The sequence below is a fragment of the Arthrobacter sp. MSA 4-2 genome, from assembly GCF_016405885.1.
In the GTDB taxonomy this organism is placed as follows: Bacteria; Actinomycetota; Actinomycetes; order Actinomycetales; family Micrococcaceae; genus Arthrobacter_D.
This window is the reverse complement of record NZ_JAEKGC010000010.1, coordinates 148,825-170,424: the sequence shown is the minus strand read 5'-3', so window position 1 is coordinate 170,424 and position 21,600 is coordinate 148,825. Positions and strand designations below refer to the sequence as shown.

Annotated in this window: 17 protein-coding genes and 1 pseudogene; 9 read left to right on the top strand and 9 right to left on the bottom strand. The window is 69.6% G+C overall.

What is annotated here, in order from left to right; genetic code table 11:
• From I6N91_RS17370 to I6N91_RS12740, 5 genes and pseudogenes are all read right to left on the bottom strand, one after another.
• Positions 1 to 1,370 (bottom strand): annotated as a pseudogene (locus I6N91_RS17370) (hypothetical protein); the annotation flags it as partial.
• The gene (locus I6N91_RS12755; RefSeq protein ID WP_198813102.1) at positions 1,371 to 5,894 is read right to left on the bottom strand and encodes an FtsK/SpoIIIE domain-containing protein; all 4,524 of its coding nucleotides are present in this window, start codon (positions 5,892 to 5,894) and stop codon (positions 1,371 to 1,373) included. It lies immediately after the preceding pseudogene.
• Between the two features lie 41 nt (positions 5,895 to 5,935).
• Positions 5,936 to 6,232: a WXG100 family type VII secretion target gene (locus tag I6N91_RS12750; RefSeq protein WP_133404328.1), complete on the bottom strand. Its 297-nt coding sequence runs from the start codon at positions 6,230 to 6,232 to the stop codon at positions 5,936 to 5,938.
• A gap of 108 nt (positions 6,233 to 6,340) precedes the next feature.
• The gene (locus tag I6N91_RS12745) at positions 6,341 to 7,789 is read right to left on the bottom strand and encodes a hypothetical protein (RefSeq protein WP_198813100.1); all 1,449 of its coding nucleotides are present in this window, start codon (positions 7,787 to 7,789) and stop codon (positions 6,341 to 6,343) included.
• 57 nt (positions 7,790 to 7,846) lie between these two features.
• Entirely contained in the window at positions 7,847 to 8,440 is a 594-nt protein-coding gene (locus I6N91_RS12740) for a hypothetical protein (RefSeq protein ID WP_198813098.1), read from the bottom strand.
• 304 nt (positions 8,441 to 8,744) lie between these two features.
• Between I6N91_RS12740 and I6N91_RS12735 the strand changes: the two genes are divergently transcribed.
• From I6N91_RS12735 to I6N91_RS12710, 6 genes are all read left to right on the top strand, one after another.
• Positions 8,745 to 9,746, top strand: a complete 1,002-nt coding sequence (locus I6N91_RS12735) for an SIS domain-containing protein (RefSeq protein WP_198813096.1) — start codon at positions 8,745 to 8,747, stop codon at positions 9,744 to 9,746.
• Positions 9,747 to 9,832: 86 nt separating this feature from the next.
• Complete coding sequence (locus tag I6N91_RS12730) at positions 9,833 to 10,714, top strand: PfkB family carbohydrate kinase (RefSeq protein WP_198813094.1); 882 nt, start codon at positions 9,833 to 9,835, stop codon at positions 10,712 to 10,714.
• A gap of 55 nt (positions 10,715 to 10,769) precedes the next feature.
• Positions 10,770 to 11,867: a LacI family DNA-binding transcriptional regulator gene (locus I6N91_RS12725; RefSeq protein WP_198813092.1), complete on the top strand. Its 1,098-nt coding sequence runs from the start codon at positions 10,770 to 10,772 to the stop codon at positions 11,865 to 11,867.
• Positions 11,868 to 12,065: 198 nt separating this feature from the next.
• The gene (locus I6N91_RS12720; protein ID WP_198813090.1) at positions 12,066 to 13,385 is read left to right on the top strand and encodes an ABC transporter substrate-binding protein; all 1,320 of its coding nucleotides are present in this window, start codon (positions 12,066 to 12,068) and stop codon (positions 13,383 to 13,385) included.
• An 11-nt stretch (positions 13,386 to 13,396) separates the two neighbouring features.
• On the top strand, positions 13,397 to 14,371 hold the full coding sequence (locus I6N91_RS12715; RefSeq protein WP_198813087.1) for a carbohydrate ABC transporter permease: 975 nt from the start codon (positions 13,397 to 13,399) through the stop codon (positions 14,369 to 14,371).
• The gene (locus I6N91_RS12710; RefSeq protein ID WP_198813085.1) at positions 14,365 to 15,201 is read left to right on the top strand and encodes a carbohydrate ABC transporter permease; all 837 of its coding nucleotides are present in this window, start codon (positions 14,365 to 14,367) and stop codon (positions 15,199 to 15,201) included. Before I6N91_RS12715 ends, I6N91_RS12710 begins: the two co-directional genes overlap by 7 nt.
• Before the next feature lie 21 nt (positions 15,202 to 15,222).
• Here I6N91_RS12710 and rox read toward each other — a convergent pair whose 3' ends face one another.
• Positions 15,223 to 16,677, bottom strand: coding sequence for a rifampin monooxygenase (rox, locus tag I6N91_RS12705; RefSeq protein WP_198813083.1), 1,455 nt, complete (start codon positions 16,675 to 16,677; stop codon positions 15,223 to 15,225).
• A gap of 292 nt (positions 16,678 to 16,969) precedes the next feature.
• Between rox and I6N91_RS12700 the strand changes: the two genes are divergently transcribed.
• The 3 genes from I6N91_RS12700 (at position 16,970) to I6N91_RS12690 (ending at position 18,940) form a co-directional block, all read left to right on the top strand.
• Positions 16,970 to 17,971 (top strand): phosphotransferase, encoded by a 1,002-nt coding sequence (locus I6N91_RS12700; RefSeq protein ID WP_198813081.1) that lies wholly within the window; start codon positions 16,970 to 16,972, stop codon positions 17,969 to 17,971.
• Positions 17,972 to 18,050: 79 nt separating this feature from the next.
• On the top strand, positions 18,051 to 18,422 hold the full coding sequence (locus I6N91_RS12695) for a YtxH domain-containing protein (protein WP_198813079.1): 372 nt from the start codon (positions 18,051 to 18,053) through the stop codon (positions 18,420 to 18,422).
• Positions 18,422 to 18,940: a DUF6328 family protein gene (locus tag I6N91_RS12690; RefSeq protein ID WP_198813077.1), complete on the top strand. Its 519-nt coding sequence runs from the start codon at positions 18,422 to 18,424 to the stop codon at positions 18,938 to 18,940. Before I6N91_RS12695 ends, I6N91_RS12690 begins: the two co-directional genes overlap by 1 nt.
• Here the strand turns inward: I6N91_RS12690 and I6N91_RS12685 are convergent.
• From I6N91_RS12685 to I6N91_RS12675, 3 genes are all read right to left on the bottom strand, one after another.
• Positions 18,932 to 19,756, bottom strand: a complete 825-nt coding sequence (locus I6N91_RS12685) for a glycerophosphodiester phosphodiesterase (protein ID WP_198813075.1) — start codon at positions 19,754 to 19,756, stop codon at positions 18,932 to 18,934. The two genes, I6N91_RS12690 and I6N91_RS12685, sit on opposite strands and share 9 nt — an antisense overlap.
• A gap of 33 nt (positions 19,757 to 19,789) precedes the next feature.
• Positions 19,790 to 20,599, bottom strand: coding sequence for an HAD family hydrolase (locus I6N91_RS12680; protein ID WP_198813073.1), 810 nt, complete (start codon positions 20,597 to 20,599; stop codon positions 19,790 to 19,792).
• 74 nt (positions 20,600 to 20,673) lie between these two features.
• The gene (locus I6N91_RS12675; RefSeq protein WP_198813071.1) at positions 20,674 to 21,594 is read right to left on the bottom strand and encodes a carbohydrate kinase; all 921 of its coding nucleotides are present in this window, start codon (positions 21,592 to 21,594) and stop codon (positions 20,674 to 20,676) included.
• Between the last annotated feature and the right edge of the window lie 6 nt (positions 21,595 to 21,600).

The window sequence follows — 21,600 nt, the reverse complement described above, 5'->3', positions numbered from 1 at the left end:
CTGCCGGTCACGGGAGTCGACGGCGCTGTCTCAAACTCCGACTGCGTGGAGGGCGCCGGCGAGGCAGGACGCGACGGGGCGGGCGTTCCCGGTGCCGGCTGCACGTCCGGCGTGGCGGGCCGGGAGGGCGCCGGAGGGGCGACAGGAGCCGGGGCCGGTGCAGGGGCCGGTACGGGCGCCGGTGCGGGCGCCGGGTTCACGGGCGGCGCACTCCTCGTCGCAGGCGGAGCGGACGCGCCCGTCTTACCGAAGGCCGAGTTGAGCCCCGGGCCGAAGCGGGTGGCGAGCGCCCCGCCGGCGCCTCCGGCAAAGCCGCCGGCGAGCGCACCGGTGAAAATCACTGCAGCGTTGAACGGTGTGCCGTTCTTGGCATTGATGGCACCGCCGATCGAGTTGATCACCGCTCCCGGCACGAAACCTTCGGTGGATCCCAGCAGCGCCTTCTTGAGGATCGGCGAGTTGCGGATAAAGTCACCGGTCGAGCGGAGGCCGGGCCCGATGGGACCGGGCAGCGACGTCAGGAACCGGCCTGCACTGGAGGTCGCACGGCCCACCTTGGCCCCTATCGAGGGGATCAGGCGGATGGCGGCCATGCCTCCGCCGAAACCGAGGGTCAGGAATCCGACGACGAGCGCGCCGACGTCGAGCTTGCCCGTGGCCAGGGTATTGAACGCTGTGAGAAGCCCGAAGGTGAGCGCCCCCAGTGCGAAGCCGACGATGGGGAAGAAGATGCTGACGATGCCGACCACGATGCCCAGGATGATCTGGAGTACGGGGTTGTTCTTGAACCATTCGAGGAATTTCTGGAACAGGCTGCGCGCGGGCACCACGGTGACGTGCTCGAGCTCGTCGCTCAGCTTTCCGGCGGCCTGCTCGCGCAGCGCCTTGGCGTCGGCGGCCAGCCTCCGGGCTCCGGTGAGCACGCCGCGTGCGTCGTCGATCTGCGCCCCGCGCTGCTGGGCGGCTCGGCGGTCGTCGGCGCTGGCGTCCGAGGCGGGCTGCGGCGGAGCTTCGGCCGCGAGGGTCGCGACGGGCAGCGCCTGGTCCATGGCGCGGTCGATCTCGCTCTGGGTCTCGGAGAGCGTCCGGGCGTAGGCCGAGTAGGCCTCCGCCGCCTCGCGGAAGGACGTCGCGGCCTTGCGCAGCTTCTCCGGATACTTCGTGCCGACCACCTCCCGAAGCTTTTCCATCGCCTCTCCGCGCCCCTCTGTCACTTCCTGGCTGGTGAGGACGTCGGCTGCAGCGGCGGCGTCGTCGCCGAGGCTGGTGTACGTGGGGACGAGCTTCCCCAGCAGGGCCTCAGGGTCCCCGGGGGTGGGGTCGGCGTCGAGGCCCAGTACCTCGAAGCTGTTGACATGACGGCGTGGCATCTACGTGTCCTCTCTTGTAGTACCGGCCGGGCCGGCAGGCGGAAAAGCTGGAATCGGTTCGGGAAGAGCTGGTGCATTGGTTTCGGGAACCTGCACGGCGATGAGCTGCCCGTCGCCGAGGTGGAGGAGGCCCCGCCCGGAGGTCGTCGGGGTGCCCACGACGCCGCGGCCGAGCCGGACGCCGATCAGTTCGCCGTCGGCGATCGACTGCGGGGCCAGGAGCAGCCCCTGCCTGTTCCGCCGGGCGAGGGCAACCCATCCCCCGATCGCGTTGCCGAGAGCTTCGGCGTTTCCTCCTGCGAGGACCGCCCAGCCCTCCCCTGCGGCGCCGCCCGCCAGGGCCTGGACATCAGCGGAGAAGTCGTTGGCCAGCACCATTTCGGCGTCGTCGATGATGAGCATCCCGCGCTCCTGGGGAACCCGTGACAGGGCCTGCCGGAGGTCGGCGGACGAGGTTTCCGGGTCGACGAGCACCGCGGCCACGCCCGGATGCCCATCGAGGGCGCGCAGCGGGCTGCGCCGCGGCGCGATGACCACGATGCCGTCGCCGCGACGCAGCGCCTCCAGGGCCATGGTGAGCAGCACCGTGCTGCGGCCGCTCTTGGGCGGCCCGGCAACCAGGAAGGTGGACGTGTCGCTGAGGTCGGGACCGAGCGGGACCAGGTCGTCACCGCCCAGGCCGACCAGGATCCGATCGGCCGGCAGGGCCGCGTCGGCCTGGGCACCAGCCTCCGCGTAGCTGATGCGGTCGGGCAGGGCTCGAAGCGGACGCGGGCGCATCCCGTCCGGGACGTTCCGGTCGCGTTCCCGCAGGCGGGAGGCCAGCTGCTCGAGGGCCAGTGCCTGGGCGGCGCCGCTGACCTCGTCGGCGCCCTGGAGCGCCGGGAGGACGCCGATCTGGACCTCGACCCCGTCCCTCGGGCGCAGTGCGCGGCCCGGCGGCATGTTCTCGGGCACGGCCTTCGGGCGGATTCCCACCATCGACCAGTCGGCGGAGTCGTTGAGCCGGAGGACGAGTTTGTCCTCGGTGGTGCCGGCATAGCGGCTTGAGGCAAGCGAACGGTCGCCGGCGAGGATGAGGTGCAGCCCGACGGTGGCTCCGTCACGCAGGATGGTGGTGAGGCGCTCAAGGAGCGACCCGTTGTCATAGTTGGCGTATTCGCGGTCAAACACTTCGAACCGGTCGACCAGGACGACGAGGTGGGGCGGCCGCTCCTCCTCGGGCAGCTGGCTCCGGAGTTCGTGGAGGTCGGAGACGCCGCGGGCGCCCAGCATCCGCTGGCGGGAGTGGAGTTCCGCGGTCAGCCGCGTGATCAGGCGTCCGAGCCGCTCCGGGGAGCGGTGGTCGATCACCGCCCCGACGTGCGGCAGGTCCGCGAGCGCGTTGAGCGCGCCGGTCCCGCAGTCGATGCCGTAAAGGTGGGCGTCCTTCGTGCTCACGGCCGTGGCGATGGCCGCGGCGAGCGTCCGAAGCGCCTGGGAGCGTCCGCTCTGCGGCGCGCCGATCAGGTGGAAGTGCCCCATCGTGTCGAGGTCGAACTGCAGCGGCAGCTGCTGCTGGAGCTGCGGGTCGTCGATTAGACCCCAGGCGGCCGGGGCGAGGGAGGCATCGGTGCGTCGCGCCTCTGCTTGCGTAACCGCAGTGTCAGCTGCCAGCTCGATCCGCTGGGGAAGGGGCGGCAGCCACGGCCGGGACGGCGGGGCGATCCCCAGCTGATCGGCGGCCCGCGTGAGCGCCGCGGCGAGGAACGCCATGTCGGTGGTGAGTCCACCGGCCGACGACGGATCAGCGCCGCCGTCTGCACCGCCCGTCCCCGGGGTGCCCGGGTGCGCCCCGGGGTGGCCGGCACCCGGGGTGGGCGGAGCAAGCGGAGGAACGCCGTCGCCCAGCTCGGCCCAGGGAACCCTTCCGACGGCGGCGGCCGCCACCGCGGCAGCGCCGGCCGGTCGTGCCGATGCCCGGCGTCCGCCCACCCGTGCGGCCTGGAACGGCAGGAGGACCGAGGCGCTCATCCGGGCGAAGGCCCGTCCCGGCGTGGACGGCGAGAGGGTCGCACTGTCCGGGGCGTCGATGATGTCGCGGCTTTCCGAGGCGTCGGTGGTGCGCAGGGCGATGCGCAGCGTCGTGTTGGCGCGGATGTCGGCCGAGACCGCCCCGGAGGGGCGCTGGGTCGCCAGGATGAGGTGAAGCCCGAGGGACCGGCCCCGCTGGGCGAGGTTGACCATGCCGCTGACGAAGTCGGGGAGCTCGCGGACCATTGATGCGAATTCGTCGATCACGATGACCAGGCGCGGCAGGGCGGGAAGTGATGGGTCGAGGCTGCGCCGGTCGAGGTAGTCCGGGAGGTCCTTGGCGCCGGCGTCGGCCAGCAGATGTTCGCGCCGGCGCAGCTCCGAGTTGAGGGAGGTCAGGGCCCGCTCGACGAGGTGCGTGTCGAGGTCGGTGACCATGCCGACGGTGTGCGGCAGGTCGGCGCATTCGGCGAAGGCACTGCCGCCCTTGTAATCGACCAGGACGAAGTTCATCTCGTCAGGCCGGTTCGCCACGGCGAGCGATGCAACGAGGCTCTGGAGCAGTTCGGACTTGCCGGAGCCCGTCGTCCCGGCCACGAGGCCGTGGGGGCCGTCCCGTTCGAGGTCGACGACGAAGGCGCCGTCGAGCCCTACCCCGAGCCGGGCCTGGGTGCTCCGGGCCGAGAGCAGCCACCGTCCGGCCACCTCGTCGGCGACTGAGTCTGACAGGCCAAGGAGGTCGACGAGCCGGACGGCCTTGGGCAGCACGGTGCCGTCGCTGTCGCCGACGGCGCGCAGGGGCGCCAGGCTGCGTGCCACCGTCTCATACCAGGCGGGGCGGGGCGCGTCGGCGCGGATCTGCTGGGCGGTTCCATCCGCGCCGAGCACCTCGCCGCGGCCGTCCTCGCCCACCGATAGAACGACCGAGCACTCCTCGGGCAGCCGCTCCGCCTCTCGGTCGATGCAGATGAAGAAGACTCCGACGCCCGGGCCCTCGCGGAGCAGGGTGACGATACCGGGAAGGAAGCGCAGGCGCCGGGCCCCGTCGAGCACGACAAGGATCCGGTTTTCGTCGACCGAGGGGTCCTGCGCGCCGGTCCGGGCGGCCTGGCGGGCCTCGACGAGCTGAACGAGTTCGGCCACCCGCCGGGCGGTGGAGTCGGCGGTGGTTCCGAGGTGGAAGGCTCCGGGCTGTCCCTCGCGCCGCACGTGCGGCAGCCAGCGGCTCCAGTCCCACGCGGATGCGGAATCGGGCTTGCCGCCCGTCAGGATGTAGAGGTCGAGGTCGTTGGGGCTGTGAAGGACCGAGGCCTCGGCCACGAGCCAGCATGCCGGGCCGGGTCCGCCGGCGATCCCGGTGACACCGGCCGCCTGCAGGTCCACCGTCACCGGCACCTCGGCCAGTCGGGGCGAGGTCGCCCTCCGGTGCTCGTCCTCGTTGGCGTCCTCGACAAGGATGCTCGAGGGCACGCTTCCGGTTCCGGCCCGCAGGACGAGGAAGTCGATGTCGGAGCGCCGCCGCTCCCAGAGCCGGTCGGTGGGCGTCGCCGCCATGGCCAGCAGCGCCGCGGGGTCGGGGTGCACCGAGCGGAGGATGCGCTGTTCCAGGAGCACCGCCGCGGAAATGTCCTCACCGATCCGTTCGGTGGTCTCCCGGTAGTCGGTGACCCGCCGCTCGTGGTCCTGCAGCTGGCTCTTGCGGTTGCCGCTGCGGCTCAGCAGGGCGGCGACCGGGGACAGCAGGCCGAAGAGGATGAACCGCCAGTTACCGGTGATGACCACCGTCAGCAGCGAGGCCACAATCGGGATCAGCACCAGGGGCAGCAGCGGGATCGCGTTGCGGGGCGGTTCCCCGGGCTTGCGGGGAAGCCGGAACCGGGTGGCCGGCGGCGTGTGCCGCAGCCGCGGCGGCCGGTTGAACTCGCGCCCCAGGCCGTCGTCGGCCACGCTGACCGAGGCGACGCGCAGTGTCCGGGAAGCGACGTCGAGCAGCAACCCGTCGATGGAGAGCAGGGTGCCCTGGTCCCATGCCGCCTCGGCACCGGGTGCCAGCGGATCTCCCGAAATGTCGACGCCGGTGGTGCGTGCCGACACCCGGGTAGCGCCGGAGGCCTGGACGGTGATGGAGGCCGTGATGTCGCTGCCTCCCGGAGTCCGGATGAGGCAGTGCTGCCCGGAGCCCACGTCGTAGTGGCCGGCCGCGAGCCGGTAGGTCACCCCGGCGTCCTGCCCGCCGACGATCCGGACTTCGACGAGGCCGGGCGAGGTGACCTCGTCGGGCCCGGGGCCCCCAAGGCCGAGGGTGATGCCGTCGTGGATTCCGGCCCCGGCCAGTGTCTGGAAGGGATCGAGCACCGACCCGCCCGCGAAGAGTGGTCCCTCGGAAGGGCCTCCAAGCTCCTCGGCAATCGCCGCTGCGAGGCTTCCCACCGGTGTCGTCGGATCGGCGTCCACCTCAAGCGGGATGGGGACAACCGAGGACGGCTGGAAGGCGGTGACGGCGAAGCGCATGGAGTTCCTCTGTCGGGGCGGGTCGGGATCGGGGAGGCCGGTCAGCGGCTGAGCGTTGCACCCAGCTGGTTGTCGGTCTCGTTGAAGGCCTGGCCTACGTTGCGGACGTACTGGCCAATGCCTTCGAGGCTCTGGTTGACCTGGTCGAAGCCCCGGGCAAACTCCTCGAAGAACGGCTGGAAGCGCTGCTGGGCCGCGGGGGTCCGGTAGCCCTCGGCCAGCAGACCGTCGATCTTGCTGCGCACCACCGTGAGCTTGGCCTGCAGCTCGGCGAAGTGGTTCATCATTTCGCTGGAGGTGCTTTCGGTGGCCTCGCTGTCGACGTCGAACTTGGGCATTGGTTTCTCCTTCGGTTGGGCCGGGGTTCCGGCTGGTGTTGATCACCTAGTACACGGGGGCGGTGCGGGGCGGGTTCAACGCCCAGCCGATTTGAGGTGTGAAGCGGCTCACAGGCCGGTGGCCGTCAGCGTCCGGCCGAGGATGGGAACGGTGAGCATGCCGTCCCGGGAGACGGTCCACCGCCAGTGGGCCCCGCGCAGGGATCCCGGGTACACCGCAATCCAGCCGCTGCCCGGCGCCGAGCAGCGGGCCACGACGTCGTCGAGTTCCTGCTGTGACCGGCCCGGCTGGATCAGCAGCACACCCGTCAGCTGCTGGAGGATCGAGGTGCTGGTGATGAGGCCGGCCTGCCTGGGGCTGGGAACCGGCGGCGGGAGGAGCCCGAACCGATCGAGGTCCTCAACGGTGGCCACGGACGCCGAGCGGGGAAGTTCGGAGGGGCCAAGGGACAGGAGAACGAGCTGCGGCGCGGCCAGGCTGAGCTGGGTCACGACGGACCGGGCGATGTCGAGGGCGAGCGCGGGGTCCCCCTCGATGCCCAGGGCTCCCCGGCACCGGGCGAAGTCGAGGAAGACCTGCTCGGCGGGGTCCCCGCCGACGCGGGCGACGGCGGGTGAGCCCGGTCCGGCGGCGGCCGGAAGGGGCCGGGTGCCGGGGTGCCCCGGCAGTGGATCCTCAGGAGAGTCCCCGGGGTGTCCGAGCACCTCGGCTCCCCCGGCGCGCACGCTGACCGCCACCGCCGGGGGAAGGGAGGTGGAGCTGCGGAAGGCAGCCGCCGCGGCGGCACCGGCGGCTGCGTCCTCCTGCCAGAGGGCGACCAGCTCGGAGCGGCGGCGCAGCGAGGCCCGGCGTCGCCAGCCGGCCACGACCCAGGCGCGTGCCGCCCGGATCAGGGCACGAAGCCGGCGCAGACGCAGCCGGATCCGGCGGCGCAGCACGATCGCCGTCGTCAGTACCGCCACCCCAAGGCCACCCAGGACGGCGAGCACGATCGGCCACCGGAGGCGGTCGACGAGGGCGTTGGATGCTCCATCGTCCGCAGCGTCCCCCGCCGCCTGCTCCGCTTCGCCGCCGGGCTGATTGGACGCGTTTCCGGGGTCGGCTTCGCCGCCGGACCCGTTGGCGGCGTCGGCGGGCTCGTCCAGCAGCGCTGAGCGGACGTCGGGGCCCTGCGCGTCATCGGGCAGGATGAGGATCCAGCCGGCCTCAAGGGCCGCCGGGTCGGTCAGCGCCGACCCGTCGGACTGGCGGCGGCCCGCGTTGAGGTCGAAGATCTCCTGCGCCCGGCCGGGGTCGCCGAGGGTGCGTTCGGCGACCTGACCGAGGGAGTCCGGGGCGCCGCCGTTCTGGCCGGGTGCACGGACGATGGCGACCTTGACCTCCCGCCCCTGCTCCTGGTTCTGGGCGGGGATGGAGGCCGCGGCCGCCGGGGGCAGGCTTCCCAGCACCGGAGGCCCTCCGGTGACGACGGCGGCGAGCACGGCCAGCTGTGCGAGGCCGAGGGAAGCGGTGCGGGAGCGTCTCAGGGCGTGCGGAAGCCCATTAGGTGGTGTCACGCCCTCCACACGTAAAGGAAGGGCGGGTGGTTCAACGCCCGGAGGACCGGTTTTTGGTCAGCGCTCCTGCAGGGCGTCCAGTGCCACCGCCATGGCGGCCGCGACCCTGCCGTCGAGGCGTGCGCCCGGCACCGTGACGTCGTACCGGTCCCGCAGTGAACGTCCCCGCTCGGAGGTCATCACGAGCTGACCGGAGGCATCGACGAAATCGAAGTGGAACACGAACGGTGCGGGCAGGGACTCGGTGAGCGGCACGAGGTCCCAGAGGCGGCGCGCGATGGCCACCCCCGCGCTGCGTTCGCTGCCCACGGCCTGCACCCCCGGGGCGTCGAGGTGCCAGGTGGAGCGCAGCAGCGACTTGCCAAAGTCCTTCCGGAAGCTCCCGATCGGGGTGCCGGCGGCGTCGAGGACATCGTAGGTCGCGCCGAGGTCGAAGCGCTGCCTTGCCTTGAAGGAGAAGATCGGGGTTCTCCGCGACTCGTCGGCGTAGAAGGTCACCTGCTCCTTGAAGGCCGCCCGCTTCTGCTGGGCAACGGCGAGGAGCCCGGCCGGCTGGCCGTTCCCGTCGACGGCACGGATCTCGTAGCGGTTCACCATCAGGGTGATTTTCTGCGCGACGGCGAAGCGTTCGATGCCCTGCAATGCGTCCATGCTTGTTCTCCTTCTCGGGTCGGTGCCGCGGACGGCGGCCTGGACCGTGCGCCCGCGGCCCCCACGTTGCGGATGCACGGGTGCAGGGACGACATTCGGCGCACCCGGTGCGTTCGGTTGGTCGCCAGCTTACCCACAGCCAGGGATTACGGGCTTGGCCGCTGCGGCCGACCGACGCCGCAGGTCCGGATGGAATTGCTGAAGTGTTGACTCCCCCTTGGTCCCATGACACTATTTGGTCAGTTGTGATACCGGTATCAAAGTGATTCGGTGCGGACTGCCAGACGGACGAAAGGACCAGCCTGTGCTCGGCTTCAAAGAAGAGGAATTCCTCACCCAGACCCGAAGTGCACTCGATCTGCAGGGGCAAATTGAAGAATTCGTAGAATCCATCGAACAGCGCGGTTTCGACAATGTATTCCTCATCGGCGCCGGCGGAACGTATGCCGCGATGCTGCCCTACGAACACCTGATCCGGTCCCGGTCGACCCTCCCCGTGCAGGCGGCGATCGGCAAGGAACTGATGCTGACGGACAACCCCACCTTCGGTGCCGGTTCAATCGCGGTCTTCGCCTCGGTTTCGGGCACCACGGAGGACGTGCTCGAAGCCATCGAGTACGCCAGGTCGCGCGGCGCCTACACCATCGGGTTCACCGGCTTCCCCGAAAGTCCCTTTGCCGCGGCCGTCGACGTCGCGCTGGTGACCGAGCCGAAAACCTGGCCCTTCGACCTTCCCCTGCTGCTGCTGTCGACCCGGATCCTCAACGGGCGCGGTGAGTTCGACGACTACGACGAGCTCACCCGGGAGCTCAAGTCACTTCCCGAAACCCTGGTCGAGGTGGCGCGGCAGGCCGAGCCGCTCGCCGAGGCGTTCGCCGAGAAAAACAAGGATGCCGACTACCACTTCCTCGTGGGTGCCGGAAACCTGTGGGGGTTCACCTACCTCTACTCGATGTGCATCCTCGAGGAGATGCAGTGGCTGCGCACCACCCGCGTCCACGGCGCCGAGTTCTTCCACGGCTCCCTCGAGCTGATCGAGGAGGACACCAGCCTCCTGCTCTTCGTCGGCGAGGACGAGAGCCGTCCGCTGATGGAGCGCGTGGGCAAGTTCGCCGAGAACTACAACAAGAACACGACGGTCCTGGACACCAAGGACTACGAGCTTGCCGGGATCAGCGGGAAATTCCGTGCCCTGCTCGCCCCGCTTGTCCTCGACACGGTGACGGGCAGGTTCAGCAAGCACCTCGAGCGGGTCCGCAACCATTCACTGGACCTGCGGCGCTACTACCGCGTCGTGGAGTACTAAGGGCCGCTGAAGGCCGCCGCGATGTTCCAGCAGATCCACGCCGCGGGCCCGGGAATTCCGGGTCCGCGGCTCGAGACGGGAAACCCATGAAAGTAGTTGGCTTCGGCGACAATATCGTTGACCGCTTTATCGACCGGAAAGTGATGTATCCCGGCGGCAATTGCGTGAATTTCGCGGTCCTGGCGAAAAAGCTTGGCGCGGAGTCGGCCTACCTTGGGGTTTTCGGTTCGGATGAGCTTGGGGAATTCGTCCGTTCGGCCCTGATCGACAACCGCGTGGCCATCGAGCGGTGCCTGACCCGCGACGGCCCCAACGGGCTGACCGAGATCCAGGTGCGTGCGGGGGACCGGATCTTCCTCGGCTGGAACGGCGGAGGTGTCACCATCAGCGACCCCTTCGTCCTGGGCCCTGGTGACCTTGACTACCTGGCGGGCTTTGACCTGGTCCACTCCAGCGTCTATTCGGCCTCGGTCCCCCAGCTGCCGGCCCTGCGCTCCACCGGGGCGCTCGTCAGCTTTGACTACTCCTCGGAGCCCGAACACCGCTCGGCGGGGTTCCTCGCCCGGACGGCGCCCTACGTGGACCTGGCGCTGCTCTCGCTGGGCGGGATGTCCGAGGCCGACGCCGTCGCCGAATTGGAGCGTGTGGTCGCGGCCGGAGCGCCCATCGCGCTGGGGACCCGCGGGGAGCAGGGCGCCCTGCTCGCGGCCGGCGGGGAAATCTATGCCGAGCCGGCGGCCCCGACCGACCCTTCGCGGTTCATCGACACTATGGCCTGCGGGGACGCCTTCCTCACGGCCGCCGTCCTCTCCCTGCTGGAGGGGGGATGGACCCGGGAGCGCTTTCCCGGGCCGCCGGCCTTCCGCAGGGCGCTCTCGGCCGCGGCCGCGGCGGCGGCCGAGCAGTGCTATGTGGAGGGTGCCTTCGGCGGCGGCAGGGCCGTCGGCACACCGATTAGGATCATCTAGGACAGTTCTTGGCCAAGGGGCGGCATGCCGCTGCCCGCAGTAGAGGGGAATTCCGATGTCGACGGAGCGTCAGCGCCATCCGGCTGCTCCGACAATCTCGGAAGTCGCCGCCGCCGCCGGCGTGGGGCGGGCCACCGTGGCCCGCACGCTGGGAAACTACGGCTCGGTCAGCGACGTGACCCGCGCCCGCGTCATGCTTGCCGCCGAACGGCTCGGATACCAGCCGAACACCCTCGCGCGCAGCATGACGACGGGCATCACCAAGACCCTGGGCATTGTCCTCGCCGATGTCGGCAACCCCTTCTTCTCCGGGGTACTGCGGGCCATCGCGGAGACCGCGAAGGGCAGCGGGTATGACGCCATCGTGCTCAGCACCAATGAAAACCTGGAGCTGGAGCGGGATGCGATTCGGGTCCTCCTCGCCAAGCAGGTGGACGGCCTCGTCGTCGCCTCCGCCGCCGGACGCGGCGACGACGTCTCGCACCTCGCCGCCGCCGTCGACCGGGGCACGCCCATGGTGCTGATCGACCGGCTGGTCGACTCGCTCGAGGTGGACTCCGTTGTCATCGACAACCGGGACGCGGCCCGGCGGGCCGTTGGATCGATGATCGCCCAGGGCCACCGGCGGATCGCCTTCGCCTGGGGTCCGGTGACCCTGAGCCCGGCCACGGACCTCGATCAGATGCATCGAATCCTCGACCGTGCGCTGTGGAGCGACGGCGAGCGGCTCCGGGGCTACCTCGATGCGCTCGAGGAGGCCGGCCTGCCCTTCGACACCGCCCTGGTGACCCATGTGCTGAAGAACGAGGACCAGGCCACACGGGCCGTCAACGGCATGCTGGCCCTTGCCGACCCGCCGACCGCCATCTTCACCACCGAGACGGAGGCGACAGTGGGCGCCCTGCGCGCCATCCGCTCGCGGAACCTGCACATGCCTGCCGAGATCTCGCTCATCGGCTTCGACGACAGCCCGTGGGCGGCCGTCATGGACCCGCCGCTGACCATGATCGAGCAGCCGATGCGCCACCTCGGCGAGACCGCCGCGGCGCAGATCCTGCGGCGCATCGAGGGTGACGAGTCTCCGGCGGAGCGCCACATCGCCCCCTCCCGCCTGATTTCGCGCTCTTCGGACGGGCCGGCCCCCCGCACCTGACCGGGTTCCGCACCCGCCCGCGGCGGCCCTCCCGGGGCGCATTTGCCTCACCCTCTTCCCAGCCCGCACGATTCATGATTCACTGTGGTACCGGTATCAATCCGTCCCTAAATGCAACCTGCGGGAGCGCAGCGTGAAAGGGACGGCCGGTGTCAGGACCAGCCCCGCGGATCGGCGGCCTCAGTGAAAGAAGAACCAATGCGAAAGTGCACATACCCAAAGGCCGCGGCCCTTCTCGTCGGGGCATCGTTGGCGCTGAGCGGATGCGGCGGCTCGTCCGCGGCGGAGCCCGTCGATGTGTCGGCCGAACCCAAGTACTCGGGAAAGCTCGGCATCCTCACCAAGTTCGGCGGCGACCCGCTGGAGCCCTACTTCGAGGACCTTGCCGCCCAGTACACCGAACTGCACCCCGATGTCTCCTTCGAGCTGATCCAGGAGACCGACCAGAGCATCAAGGACAAGACCAAGACGCTCACCGCCTCCCAGGCGATGCCCGACATCTATTTCACCTGGGCGGGGAACTGGGCCGACAATTTCATCGACGGCGGCCTCGCGGCCGACCTCAGCCCGGTCATCGCCCCGGGAACCGACTGGGGGGACACCTTCGGTGAATCCTCGCTCGAGGCCTTCGAGAAGGACGGCAAGTACTACGCCGTGCCGCTGTACAACAACGGCAAGTTCATGGGTTACAACAAGAAGATCTTCGAGGAGGTCGGCCTTACGCCTCCGGCCAGCTTCGACGAGCTCATCTCCTCCTGCGCCGTACTCAAGGATGCCGGGTACGAGCCGATCGCCTTCGGCAACAAGGACGGCTGGCCCGGGCTTCACTACCTCCAGCAACTGTTCGCCTACAACGTCCCCGCGGACGTCCTCCAGGCCGACTTCGACCCGGAGACGGCCAAGCTCGATGATCCCGGCTACCTCACGGCCATGGAGGAGTTCACCACCCTGGTCAGCGAGTGCACCGGAAGCGGAAAGGACTCCAACGGCGTGCTGTACACCACGGCACAGCAGGCCCTGGCGGAGGGCAAGGCCGGCATGTACTACCAGGAGATCCTCGAGTTCGACTCAACGGCCGCCGAGGGGACCCCCCTGCAGAAGGACGGCCTGGGAATCTTCAAACTGCCCGCGGCCGGGGATGCGCCCGGGGACACCGAGGCCATCGAGGGCTCCCCCGAGGGCTACCTGATCAACGCTCGATCCGAAAACGCCGCCCTGGCGGTCGACTTCATGAAGTTCGCAACCACTGCGGAGAACGCGGCCACCCTCTCGGCGCCGCCCTACGGCCAGCCCAGCGCCGTCAAGGGCGCCGTATCGGAGGAAAACTCGAGCGGACCCGTGATCGAAGGAATCGAGCAGGTCAACGACGCCTCCGCCGGCATCATCTGGCTGGATTCAGTCACGGTGCCCGACGTCGCCGATGCCTGGCTCGCCGGCGGGGAAGCGCTGGTCGGCGGCAGCAGGAGCCCCGAAGAGGTCCTTGAGTCGGTCCGTTCCGCCTCAGAGGCAGCGAAGTAAGCGCTGTTGTCATGACTGTTGCCAACTCTGCCCGTGCCGCTGCCGTTCCGGTTGCCGGGGCCGGAGTCCCGAACCTTTCCTCCCCGCCCGCCAGGGCGGGGAGGAAGGACGCCCGCGGGTGGCGGAACCTTATCTGGGTCCTTCCCGCCATCGGGCTCCTTGCGGCCTTCGTCTACCTGCCGCTGGTGCAGAACCTGGGGTTCAGCGTCCTCGAATGGGATATCTACAGCGGCGGCCAGACCTTCGTCGGTGCGGAGAACTACGCCAGGATGTTCGAGGATCCGATCTTCTGGAAGTCGGTGGTCAACAACCTCTGGTACGCGGGGATCTCCATCGTGTTCCAGGTGTTCGGCGCCCTGGCGCTGGCGGCCCTGATCGAGGGACTGCGCAGCGACCGGTGGCGGCGCACCCTCCGGGCCGTGTACTTCATACCGTCGGCGGTGTCCCTCACCGTCGCGGGGCTGCTGTTCTACTTCATCTACGAGCCGCAGATGGGAATCCTCAATGCGGCGCTGGACGGTGCCGGTATCGGCCAGTTCACCCAGGCCTGGCTCGGCCAGGAAAACACGGCGATCTTCGGCATCATCGCGATGAGCCAGTGGCAGGGTTTCGGCTACTGCACTCTCCTGTTCGCCGTCGCCCTGCAGCGCATCCCGACGGAGCTCTACGAGGCGGCGGCCATCGACGGCGTCGGCCCGTTCCGCCGCTTCTTCTCGATCTCCCTGCCCCTGGTCCGCGAGATGAGCAGTCTCATGATGATCGTCACCGTTTCGGGGGCGTTCCAGGTGTTCAACGAGGTGATGGTCATGACGGGCGGGGGCCCGAACAATTCAAGCCAGGTCCTGGGGACGTGGCTCTACCGCAGCGGATTCGTCAAGAACGACTTCGGGTATGCGTCCGCGATCGCGACGGCGATCTTCGTCATCACCCTGTCCCTGGCTGTGCTCCAACTCTGGTATTCCCGTCGAAGGAGAGTCGAATGGTGACGCGCGGTTCCGTGTTGCTCGTGCTGGGCAGGGGCTTCGTTTCGGCCTTCCTCCTGGCCCTGGCAGTAGTAGTCCTGTACCCGCTGCTGTGGATGGTGCTCAACGGGGTTAAGTCCAACGCCGAACTGTTCGGGAACCCTTTCGCCCTGCCGGTGGCGTGGCGGTGGGAAAACTACGCCACGGCCTGGAACCGGGGCGTCGGGGATTACCTGATGACGAGCGTCCTCGTCACCGTGACGTCGACCCTCGCCACGGTCTTCATCAGCGCCTGGGCCGCGTACGGCCTGACCCGGGTGCGGATCCCCTTCAGCCGGACGGTGCTGATCCTCATCCTGGCCGGGCTGATGCTGGCGCCCACGGTGGCGCTGATTCCGCTGGTTCGGATGTTCCAGGCGATGGGTCTCTACAACACGTTCTGGGCCCTGCTGATCCTCTACACGGCGTTCCGGATCCCCTTCACGACCTTCCTGATCCGGGCCTACATGATGGATCTTCCGGCGGAGGTCGACGAGGCCGCCGCGGTCGATGGAGCGTCAAAGGCGCGCGCCTTCTGGCAGGTGATTCTGCCGATGTGCCGCCCCATCATCGTCTCGACGGTGATCCTCAACATCCTGTTCACCTGGAACGAGTACCTGTTCGCGATGATCTTCACCAGCGGCGGGGATTTCCAGACCCTTCCCGTGGGCCTGACGAACCTCATGTCCCGGCACGGGACGGACTACCCGGTTGTCTTCGCGGGGATGGTTATCGCGGCGGCGCCTGTGATCGTGCTGTTCTTCGCCGGCCAGCGTTATTTCATCCGGGGGCTCGCCGACGGCATCGGGAAGTAGGCGGCCGAGGCGCCGGCGGGCCTACGTCGAGGAGGCATCGGGGGACGGCGTGCCGAACCAGCGCAGCAGCTGCGCGTCGAGGCCCGGCTGGTCCGCGCCGGCCCAGGCCACGTGCCCGTCCGGCCGGATCAGCACGGCCGGTGCGTCAAGGTTGTCGCTGCCATCCAGCACGCGGTCCTCAACACCGTCCACCCGGTCCTCCCAGCCGCGGACGGACAGCCTCCCGGTCCGGTCGAGCAACAGGCCGCGCCCGCGGTGCATCAGTTCGTACAGCCGCCCCCGAGCCAGAGGCAGGTCACGGAGCCGCCTGCCGACCAGGTCCGGTCCGACCCCGAAGTCGTACCGGATTCCGATGGCCGTGATCTTCCCGACCAGGAAGCGGCTCACGACGTCGAAGTCCATCAGCTCCGTCAAGAGCCGGCGGACGGCCTGCGGGCCCGGCCCGGGAGACATCAGCTCGCTCTGCGCGCGGGTGTTGTTGAGGACATCGGCGGCCACCGGGTGCCGCTCGGCATGGTAGGTGTCCAGCAGGCCGGCCGGCGCCCAGCCCTGAATCTCGGCCGCCAGCTTCCAGCCAAGGTTGAACGCGTCCTGGATACCAAGGTTCAGCCCCTGCCCGCCGAGCGGAGGATGGACGTGCGCGGCGTCGCCCGCCAGGAACACCCGTCCGACCCGGTAGTGCTCGGCCTGGCGGGTGGCGTCACCGAACCGGGAGAGCCAGCGGGGCGAGTGGACACCGAAGTCGGTGCCGGCGATGGCCCGCAGCTGGCGTTTCACCTCCTCAAGCGTCGGAGGTACCGCCCGGTCCCCGGTGACGCCGGCGGCGGGGACGACGACGCCGTGCAGGCCGTTTCCCGCCGGGCCGACCCCGAACCCCTTCTGGGTTCTGCGGACCTTCTCCACGACCGCCTTCACTTCCTCCGGCGGGGCAGTCAGTTCCATCTCGCCCCGAAGCCATTCGTTCCCGGCCGGCTCCCCCGGAAAAGGAACGCCGAGCAGCTTGCGGACTAGGCTGTGGCCGCCGTCGCAGCCCACAAGGTAGCGTGCGCGCAGCTGCGTTCCGTCGGCGAGGTCCACCGTCACGCCCCCGGGGTCCTGCTGCAGGCCGGCCACCTCCCTGCCGCGCCGGATATCGGCGCCGAGGCCGGCCGCATGCTCGGCGAGCAGGCGGTCGGTGACCGGCTGCTGGATGCCGAGTACGTAGCCGTGGGCGGTGTCCAGGTGGTCGGGCCACGGTCTGTCGATTCCCGCGAAGTGGCCGGCGCCCGGATACCGCCGGCCGTGCGCGAGGAAACGGTCGAGCAGCCCGCGCTGATCGAGGATCTCGATACTGCGGGCATGCAGGCCGAGGGAGCGGACCTGCGTGGTCGGCTCGGCGTCTTTCTCAAGCACCACGACGTCCACACCGTGGAGCCGCAGTTCGGCTGCCAGCATCATCCCGGTCGGTCCGCCGCCGGCGATGATTCCATCGATCATGAGGTCCCCTTCAGCAATTGGCGCAGCGGCCGGTCCTGCCGCGCCGTCCCAAACACACGCCCTGTCGTCCGGCCGCAGTCCGCCATTGTGCCCGCGGGAGGGGGCCTTGCGGCAAGATCCCCCCGGCGCTGTATCCTGAAGACGGCAGGGAGATGGCGATCTCGCTGCCTTTTGTGTAAGCACCTCCGGCGTCCGCTGCGGACGGGAGTGCTGAGTAGGATGAGGAAATGACTGGCACTCCTCGACGCGCGTCCTCCCCGTCCGGGCACGCCGGCCCCCGGCGGGCGGCCCGATGACCGACCTGCAGGCCCTCTGGGCCGGCCCCGAGTGGCGCAGCCAGGCCGAGCAGTGGATCCAGCTGGTGCTCGAAAGTTTCTCCGTCCGGCAGACCGGGCCCATCGAGCAGCCCCGCATCCGTTTCTGGTCCACCCAGCTCACGGTGCCGACGGACCTGGGCGTGCTGTGGTTCAAGGAGAACAATCCCGGGCAGCTCGCCGAGGCCTCGGTGGTCGCGGCCCTGGCCGAACTGGTGCCGGACCACGTGGTGAAGCCCCTCGCGGTGGAACCCAGCCGCGGCTGGATGATCACCCCCGACCACGGGGCCACCCTCGCGTCCTTGAGGTCAAACGACTACCAGCTGTGGGCCCGGGTCCTCACCGACTTCGCAGACCTCCAGAAGGCACTTCTTCCGCACGCCGACCGGCTCACCGCCGCCGGGCTGGTGAACATGAACCCGGAGGTGGCGGCGAACTTCGTCGAGAACCAGCTGCTGCTCCACACCGGGCTGCCCGCCGAACATCCGATGTTCCTCTCGCATCAGGGCGCCGACCACGTGCTGGCCCAGCTGCCGCGGATCCGGGCCGCGGTGGAGACGCTGCGCGCCCTCGGCGTCCCGCTCTCGCTGGACCACAACGACCTCCACCCGCGCAACGCGTTCCTTCCCGGCTCGAGCACCGAACCGCTGCGCTTCTTCGACTTCGCCGACGCCTACTGGGCCCACCCCTTCAGTGCCCTGCTCGTGCCGATCACCCTCATGTGCGAGCAGTGGGCGACGACGCCGGCGGATCCCCGCGTTCGGCTCGCGGTGGGGGCCTACCTCGAGCAGTGGACCGACTTCGCGCCGCTTCCCGCCCTGCAGGCATCCCTCGACTCCGCGCTGCACCTTGGGCGGGTCCACCGCTACGGAGCGTGGCTGCGGCTCCTCGTCTATGCCGATGACGCCTCGATGAGCACCTACGGCCCGGGTGCGCTTGAATACCTCGCGGACCTGACCAAGCCGATCCTGTCGGCGTGAACCTGCGGTCCTGTGCAAAACCGGCCGGTTCCGGCTAGGGTCGGGGCACACCGTCGAACCGTAGACAGGGGTATGCAGCATGATGAACAAGATCGTCTTCGCAGCAGGAATGGCCGCCGGATTCGTCCTTGGCACGCGGGCCGGCCGGGAGAGCTATGAGGTGCTCAAGGCCCGGGCGGAAAGCCTGTGGAACAGCCCCCGCGTCCAGGAGAGCGTCTCCGGGGCCACCGGGGTCCTCAAGGAGAAGCTGCCCGCGGTCCAGGAGCAGGCAAGCGGCGCGGTGAAGAAGGCCCAGGACGCGCTCTCTGGCGTGCTGCACAAGGATGCCGGACACGACGGCGCCGGCCGCTCTGCCGACGTCACCGGCCCAAGCGGCGGAAAACCCGGCGTCGTGGCCGATCCTCCCTTCGAGAACCAGTCCGACGCCACAAGGCCCGACCTCACTCCCTGATGCCGCCGCGGAGGGGAGCCGCCGTCCGGCAGGAGGACGGCCGCGGGGAGAGCACCAACCAGCGCCTCGACCGCAACTGGCTCGAGCTGCTCCAGGAGCTGCGGGTCATGCAGACCGGCATCCAGATCCTCACCGGGTTCCTGCTGACCCTGCCCTTCCAGAGCAGGTTCGATGAGCTCGACCGGTTCCAGGTCGTCGTCTACCTTGTCCTGGTCACGCTCTCGGCCATCATCACCGCCGTGGTGCTGAGCGCGGTAAACCTCCACCGCGTCCTCTTCGGCCTCCAGGTCAAGGCGGCGCTGGTCCGCAGCGGCGACCGCATCATGCGGGCCAGCATCGGCCTGACCGGCCTGGTCCTGTCCGGAACGGCGGGCTTCATCTTCGACATCGTCCTCGGCCGGATGGCGGGTTTCGCGGTCACCGCCGGGCTCCTCGTCATCGTGGTGCTGCTGTGGGTCGTCTATCCCCGGCTGGTGCGCAGCCGCGCCGTCGCCGGCCGGGCCGGCGGGTCAGTCTGAACCGGCAGGCGGGTCGGTCCGAGCCGGCCGGCTCTGCGGCCAGGACCCGCGCCGGTCCAGGACGGCCGCCAGCTGGTCGGCGCGGTCGGAGACCAGGCCGTCGACGCCCTGGTCGAGGAGCCGTTCCATCGCTTCCGGTTCGTTGATGGTCCAGACGTGGACCTGGAGCCCGGCCTTCCGGCACCGCCGCACGTAGCCGGGGGTGACCACAGGGATCCCGCGGTAGCTCAGGGGCACCTGCACGGCGTCCACGCGTGCCGCCCGGCGCAGCGGCCCGGTCAACCCGAGGTGGCCGCCGAGGCGGATCAGCCCGTTCACGGCCATGCCCGCCGAGGACGCCGTCCGTGCCTCGAGACGCCGCAGCACCCGGAGCCTGCGGAGGTCCGAAAACGAGGCGACGAGCACCCGGTCGTGGGCGCGGAGCCGATTGATGAGGTCCGCGAACGGTTTCACCGACCCCTCGTCCTTGATGTCGATGTTCAACCGCAGCTCCGGCCACCGGAGCAGGACCTCCTCGAGGGTGGGGATCGGTTCTCCGCCCCGGATCCTCACCCCGGCCAGTTCCGCGCGGGTCCGGGCAGCGATCGGGCCGCGGGCGTCGGTGACGCGGTCGAGGGTTTCGTCGTGGAAGACCATCACCACGCCGTCCCGGGTGCTCCGCACGTCAATTTCGAGGTACCCGAATCCCAGCCGGGCCGCCTCCGCGAAGGCGGACAGGGAGTTTTCGGCGCCGGCCGGGGAGAAACCGCGGTGGGAGAACCCCAGCGGGCGCTGCCGGCCGTCGGGGCCCGTGTTCTGGAAGTAGGCGAGCGTCATGGGTGCAACCCTAGTGCGCCGCCCGTCATCCGATCAGGCGGTCCGGAGTGCCTCGAGGCGCTGTTCCAGGACCTGCGCCACGCCGTCGTCCTCGAAGGCCGGGGCGCGAAGGTTGGCTGCGGCAAGGGCGTCGGGGTGGCCCGAGGACATGGCGTAGCCCGATCCGGCCCACTTCAGCATCTGGATGTCGTTGGGCATGTCACCGAAGGCGACGACGTCCTCCGCCTCAATGCCCAGGCCCTCCGCGTAGCGCGAGAGGGTCACGGCCTTGTTGATGCCGGGCACCGCCATCTCCAGCAGCGCGATGCTCGGCGCCGAGTGGGTGGTGGAGACGAGGTGCTCGACAGCGGGGGCGACGGTCCGCAGGAATTCATCGGGTGTCACCTCGCGCTCCCGGGCGAGGAACTTGATCACCTGTTCGCCGGGCAGGGACTCCTCGAAGGGAAGGGCCTGCACGCCGCCGAGCAGCTCGGAGGTGCCGGGGTCGGCGAAGCCGGACTCGATCTTGAAGCCGTTGATCGTTTCGGCGGCAAATCCCGCCGCCGGGTACAGCCCGCGGATGATGTCGCGTGCCTCGAGAATGCTGCCGGCGTCGAGGAGATGGGCATCAAGGACGCGTTCGGCCCCCAGGTCGTAGGTCACCGCTCCGTTCGAGCAGATGACCGTGCCCTGGTGCTGCAGCTGCTCCCGCAGCGGATCGAGCCACCGCGGAGGCCGGCCGGTCACGAAGACCACCTCGACTCCGGCGGCCGCGCAGTCAAGGAGGGCCTGGACCGTCCGCTCGCTCATCCTGCCGTCGTGGCCGACGATCGTGCCGTCAAGGTCGCTCGCCACGAGGCGCATGCATTACTCCTTCAGAAAGATGGGACATCAACCCTACCCCCGCCCGGGCGGGTGCCCGTACCGGGCGGCGGCTGTCAGTGGTCGGTGAGTTCGTGCCGGGTGGGAGGGTTCGCCCCGGCCCGGGAGACGGTCACGGCCGCGGCGCGCGCCGCATAGGCCAGGACGTCGGTGAGCTGCGCGGTGGTGATGCGCCGCAGCTCACTGCGCCGTTGTGCCCCGTCGAATTCGAGGTCGACGAGGGCTCCGAGCAGGGCCGCCATGAAGGAATCCCCGGCGCCCACGGTGTCCGTGACGCTGGTGACCGGCGCGCTGACCTCGGCGCTTCCGGCGGCGCAGATACCCCAGGGCCCCTTGGATCCGCGGGTGACAACCATCACCGACGGGCCAAGGGCCAGCCACTCCCGTGCCGATTCGAGGGCAGGGCGGCCGGGGTAGAGCCATTCGAGGTCCTCATCGGAGGCCTTCACGACGTCGGACAGCGCCACGAACCGTTCGGCCTGGCTGCGGGCGAACCCGCGGTCCGCAATGATGCTCGGCCTGCAGTTGGGGTCATAGGAGATGGTGGCCAGCGGATGGGCCACCTCGACCAGGGCCAGCACGTCGTCGGCCCCGGGCGCCAGCATTGTGGCGATGGATCCGACATGCAGCAGGGTGGTTCCCTGCAGCAGCGCCTCCCGGCGCTCAAGGAGTCCGGGCAGCTCCCAGACGAGTTCGAACTGGTACGCCGCTCCACCTGCGGGATCGAGGCGGGCCGTTGCGACACTCGTTGGCTTGGAGTCGGGGCCGATCGGGAACAGCACCGAGTTGTCCGAAAGGTAGCTGCGGATCAGGTGCCCGTAGTCGTCATCGCCGTAACGGCCGATGAACTGCGCGGGGTGGCCCAGCCGGGCCAGGCCCACCGCGACGTTCATGGGGCTTCCCCCCACGTGCACGCGGGGCGGGGCGGTGTCGCTGACGACTTCGTCGATGAGGGTTTCCCCGATTACGGTGAGCACCAATTC